The 5,371-nt window shown below is 61.9% G+C and carries 4 protein-coding genes and 1 tRNA gene; 1 reads left to right on the top strand and 4 read right to left on the bottom strand.

Annotated elements, in window-relative coordinates; all coding sequences use genetic code 11:
- Positions 1 to 113 precede the first annotated feature (113 nt).
- The 4 genes from QZ292_RS09410 to QZ292_RS09395 all read right to left on the bottom strand — a co-directional run bounded on the left by QZ292_RS09410 (position 114) and on the right by QZ292_RS09395 (position 4,285).
- Positions 114 to 186 (bottom strand) — tRNA-Gly (locus QZ292_RS09410).
- A 209-nt stretch (positions 187 to 395) separates the two neighbouring features.
- The gene (locus tag QZ292_RS09405) at positions 396 to 1,373 is read right to left on the bottom strand and encodes a DUF362 domain-containing protein (RefSeq protein ID WP_294600919.1); all 978 of its coding nucleotides are present in this window, start codon (positions 1,371 to 1,373) and stop codon (positions 396 to 398) included.
- Between the two features lies 1 nt (position 1,374).
- Complete coding sequence (locus QZ292_RS09400) at positions 1,375 to 2,475, bottom strand: MBL fold metallo-hydrolase (RefSeq protein WP_294600913.1); 1,101 nt, start codon at positions 2,473 to 2,475, stop codon at positions 1,375 to 1,377.
- A gap of 13 nt (positions 2,476 to 2,488) precedes the next feature.
- Positions 2,489 to 4,285 (bottom strand): TonB-dependent receptor, encoded by a 1,797-nt coding sequence (locus QZ292_RS09395; RefSeq protein WP_294600916.1) that lies wholly within the window; start codon positions 4,283 to 4,285, stop codon positions 2,489 to 2,491.
- Between the two features lie 371 nt (positions 4,286 to 4,656).
- Between QZ292_RS09395 and QZ292_RS09390 the strand changes: the two genes are divergently transcribed.
- Positions 4,657 to 4,803 (top strand): hypothetical protein, encoded by a 147-nt coding sequence (locus QZ292_RS09390; protein ID WP_294600910.1) that lies wholly within the window; start codon positions 4,657 to 4,659, stop codon positions 4,801 to 4,803.
- Positions 4,804 to 5,371: the final 568 nt, after the last annotated feature.

Here is a 5,371-nt window from a genome sequence, read left to right as displayed (position 1 = left end):
TCTCGCGCCGGTGCCTCTCACCCCCGATCCCCCTCGAGGGGGCCTTGGGGTCGCTCGCCGAAGTCTCCGTTTTCCCAAACAAAAACGGACAGCCTCACCGGCTGTCCGTTTTGAGCGGAAAACGAGACTCGAACTCGCGACCCCGACCTTGGCAAGGTCGTGCTCTACCAACTGAGCTATTTCCGCAATAAATAGGATTTCTCCCCCGCCCCCGCATGTCTCCCGCCGCAAAATTCGAAGACAAAAGTAACACCTATTTTCGATTGCACCAAATATTTTTCACTTTCCACCCCGCCCCGCACCCTCCGCATCCCGTCCGAGCCGAAAACACGAGCGGAGACTCCGCCATCGGAAGCCTCCGCCCGAAACTTTGCAGCCCTGTCGAGCCGCCGTCCTTAATCCAACTCGACCAGATTATATTGCCGGCTTCCCAGCCCGATCGCCTCCGCGTGTTCCAGCGTGTGCATCCCGTGGCGCGAGTCGATCCGTTCGATCAGATGAATTTTGCCGTGATCCTCCGACGCCCGCACCAGATCCGTGCAGGCCTGATCCAGCGCCACCGGATCCAGCGACGCCAGAATCCCGATATCCCCCATCGTCGGATCCTCCGGCGACGAATCGCAGTCGCAATCCACCGAAAGGTTATTCGCCACATTGATGTACAGAATCCGGTCGCCGCAATGATCCGCCACCGCCTTGGCCGCCTCCGCCATCGCTTCCAGGAAATCGTCCTGTGCCGGCAGGTTGTTCCACAAATCCTCCTTCGTCTTTCCCGCCGTATGGATCCAGGCCTTTCCGGCCGCCGAAGCCACCCCGATCGAGATATTCTTGATCGCCCCGCCGAAGCCGCCCATCGCATGCCCCTTGAAATGCGAGAGCACCACCAAGAAATCATACTCCGGGAAATGCGACCCCACGAAATCCTCCGTCAGGTGTTTTCCCCCCTCGACCGGCAACGCCACTTCGCCCTCCGCATCCATGATGTCCACCGGCGCGATCGCCGTGAAGCCATGCTCTTCGGCCGCCCGGCGATGACTCTCCGTCGTGGATCGTTTCCCGTTGTAAGCCGTATTGCACTCCACGATCGTCCCCCTGACCCCCTGCACCAGCTCCTTGATCAGCGCCGGCTGCAGGAAATTGTGTCCGCCCGGTTCACCGGTCGAAATTTTGACCGCGACCTTCTTTCCGACCGCCGGCCTGCCCAACGCCTCGTAAATCCGCACCAGACTCTCCGGTGAGATCTCCTTCACCAGATAGACCGTCGGCACCGCCGTCGAATCGGCCTCTCCGCCGGCCGCCGTCGCCGAGCCGCACGAGAATGCCCCGAAAGCGCACGCAGCCGCCATCGCCAGCTGCCCCGCCCATTTGCACATCTTATTCATTTTTATTTCGATTTAAAGGTTTCAGCCACATAATTTCTCCGATCTCCGGCAGCACCACCGGCAACGAATCCCGTTCCGCCAGCCTCCGCGCATGCTCCGGCGGTTCATTCCACGGATGCCGGGCCAACGCATACTTCGAGTGGTGCACCGTCACCACCCGCTCCGCCCCCAGCTCCCGCACCACACGTCCCAACTCCTCCGGCATCGTGTGAATATAGCGCCACGCCTCGTCGTATTGACCGTTTTCGACCATCGCCAGCGTAATCCCCGGGAAGCGGCGTCCGATATCGGCGAAACGGCCGTCGTATCCGCCGTCTCCGCCGATGTAGATGCGCTGTGTCGGCGAATCGATCAGGAACGAGGCCCACAACGTCCGGTTCCGCCTCAACCCCCGTCCCGAGAAGTGGCGCGCCGGCAGGCAGACCACACGGAACCCCTCCTCCGTCACCGTCTCCTCGTCCCAGTCCAGCTCGACGATCCGCTCCGGTTCGAACCCCCAATACTCGAAATGCTCGCCCACCCCGAGCGGACAGATCACCCGTCCGACCCGCTCCCGAATCCGCACGACCGTCTCGTAATCCAGATGATCCCAATGGTCGTGCGTAATGACCAGGTAGTCGATCGGCGGCATATCCTCCGGCATGTACGCATCGGTGGCGGCAAACGGACGATTGACGAACGAGACCGGAGCCGCCCGGCAGAACACCGGATCGACCAGCCAGCGCCGCCCTCCCGTCTGCAACAAATACGACGAATGGCCGAACCACACCAGCAGCTCCCCGTCCGGATCCAGCGCCTTCAGGTCGTTCCGCACCACCTTCAACGGTTCGTCCGGCCTCACCCCCTCCGCTTTTTCTCCGAAGAGGAACTTCCACACCGCTCTCCACCATCCCCCCGTCGACACCATCATCACCGTCGCCTGCCGATTCCGAAACGCTCCGTCCCGGAAATTCGGCGACCGTTCGATCCGCCTCAGCCGTTCGCCCCCCGGCATCCGGCCGAACTCCGGCCGATTAAGAAATACGATCGCGACGACCCCCGCAATCGCCGCCAGACCCGATAAAATGATCCCGATCCATATCCCTATTTTCATCCCGTTTTCAGTCTCAAAAATTCAGTTTCACCCCTCCGAACGCCGTCGCCCTCGGCATCGGGAAGCCGAGATTGATCTCATACCGCTGCCCCAGCAGGTTCTCCCCCCTCAGATAGACCGCCAGCCAGCGGTTCACCCGCAGCGACGCCCGCACGTTCCACAGCACGAAGCTCTCCTTCACCTCCGGCGCGACCGACGTATAGAGTCCGTGGATATACTGCACCCCCGTCGAGACCGCCCACCTCCCCCGGGCGAAATCTCCCCCGACGAACAGCTTGTGTTCCGGCGCCGCCACGATCGGATGCACCATGTGCAGCCAGCTGTAATTGGCCGACAGCGTCCACGCCCGTCCGACGCTCCACCTCGTTTCGACCTCCGCCCCCCAGTTTTCGACCGCCCCCGTATTGACATTCTGCGGCCGTCCGTTCTCCCTCACCACCTGGATCAGGTTGTCGCCCCGAAGGTAAAAGAGGTTCACCCCGTAAGAGAATCTGCCGTTCCCGATCCGCTGCGCCACCCCCGCTTCGTAATTCATCACCCGCTCCGGCTTCAGAGCCGGATTCTGCGAAGCGAACATATAGAGCTCCCTCAGCGTCGGATTCCGAAACCCCTTGCTCACCATCGCCTTCAACTCCACCGCCCGCGGCAGGTGCACCGCCACCCCCGCCTGCGGCACCCACTGCGTTCCCGCCTGCGAATGGTGGTCGATCCTCACCCCCGCATCCAGCGAGAGATACCGCCCCACCATCTGCCGGAAATCGACATATCCGGCCACTTCGTCCTCCGTCCGATCCGACAGCAGCTCCCTCCGGTCGCCGTTCAGAAATTCGTTCCACGCCTCGCCCCCCATCCGCTGCCAGTCCACCCCCGCCGTCACCCGGTTTCCCTTGAAGAAGGTCGCGCTCTGGTAGCACGAAAGCCCCATCATCCGGTCTTTCGAGTGGAACCGATAGTCCAGCGGCTCCTCGCCCGTCTCATATCCGTCGTTGATCTTGTGCCGTCCCCAGTTGTAGAAGAATTTCAGCGCCCCGGAGCTCTTTTCGTAGTTATTCTCGATCGCCGCCGAAGCCACCCCCCGCGTCACCCTCGAATCGTTGTCGTAGATCGGCTCCGTCACCATCCCCGGATTCGAGGCATTGAAGTGCGTGACATTGGCATCCGCAAACACGCGCCAGTGGTCAGCGAAATCGTACCCCAGCTTCAGATAACCGCCATACTGTTCGAACCCCATGTCCGGCCGATGCCCGTCCGTGCGGTTGTACGATCCCGTCACCACGCTGCTGAACCCTCCGCGCCGCACCCGGTTCGAGACCTCGGTCGTCACCGTGTTGTACGATCCGTAATCCGCCTGGAGATGCGTTTTCACCCCGTCCGCCTCCTGTCCCCGGGTGACGATATTGATCACCCCACCCATGGCGTTCGACCCGTAGAGCACCGACGCCGGCCCGCGCAACACCTCGACCTTCTCGGCCCACATCGTCTGATAGGCATCCGAGATCGGGTGTCCCATCAGCCCCATATACTGAGGATGTCCGTCGATCAGCACCAGCATCCGCGAGGTGTTTCCGCCTCCGATTCCCCGCAGGCTGATTCCCCCCGCCGCCCCGTCCGACACCCCGTATCCCATTACTCCTCTCGACGTGACGAACAGCCCCGGCACCTGTTCTCCCAGCACCGGCAACACCGACGCCTCGTGCCGTCGTTCCAGCCGCTCGCGCCCCACCACCGAGAGCGTCATCGGCAGGTGTCTCACATCGGTTCGGTTGCGCGTTCCGGTCACCACCACCGAATCGGCCCGATAGACCGGCATCTGCGCCCGAGCGCCGGCCAGCGCCGCGCCACCGATCATCGCCGTCATCCACAAACCACATCTGATTTTCATTGCCCGACCTTTCATAGTCCGCACCGGATAGAGATTCGAAACTTTCACGGGACAAAAATAGCGCATTCCGCCCCACACCACCAACCACAATTCCCGTTCGTTTTACCTCGATTACGGTTTTCCATCTCCGGATGCGACACAGCCACAACCGTTTATAACCTCCGGCCGTACCGTCCACACCCTCCAGCTTACCGCACCCTGCACTCCCTCCGGTACGTTTGTCGCAATCCTGCTCCCCGAGTTATCGTCCCGCCCCGGGCTACCGCGACTCTGGACTGCAAGGTCGGCCAGGTCTATTGATGCATGTCGGCAATACGGGATATTGCTTACCGTTTACGCACAGCGGAACTGATGTCGTATTCCTGAGTTTCGGCACACAACACCTCAATCCTCAAGGTACAAACAACCGAGGCCGTGGTTTTCAGTTGCGTTGCCTCTCGGAATAAACGGAAGAACAGCGTCTTTTACTGGCCGTGTCTACCCCTACGAAGACAGCCTCTACCCTAATATTGACCAGACCCCTGCGCCCCGCAGGGGCGCGCGGGCCGGAGCCACCCCCGGCGTAGGGCCGCAACTTCGCAATGCTCGTTGGGCCCACGCTGGCTCCGACCCGCTCCAGTCCCACCCAACTCACAGCCAACGACTCAGCTCAATTCTCTACCCTATTCGGTCTGTCGCTCCCCCGAAGCCGCTACGCGGCTTGGGCGACAAAACCGGCGACCCAAGGGTCGCAAGAACACAGCCCATCCACCGCCCCATTCTCGAAAATTCGTCCTCGGCGCGCCCCCTCGCGCCGCTAAAGCGTCGCTCTCGCCGAGGACGGCGGCCCTACGGGCCGCAACAGTTCAGCCCAACCTATTGCAAATTCGGGCTGCGTGCTCCCCGGGTGGACCGAAAGCCCAGCGCGCAAGCCCGGCGATTCTGAGAATCGCGCTACTCGCTCTCGGCCCAAAGCCTGAGTAACAGCTCCGCCCAGCGCAGCGCGAAAACCGCGCAAGCGATTTTCGCGCCCGA

Source organism: uncultured Rikenella sp., from assembly GCF_910577125.1.
In the GTDB taxonomy this organism is placed as follows: domain Bacteria; phylum Bacteroidota; class Bacteroidia; order Bacteroidales; family Rikenellaceae; genus Rikenella.
This window is presented reverse-complemented; position numbering and strand designations above follow the sequence as displayed.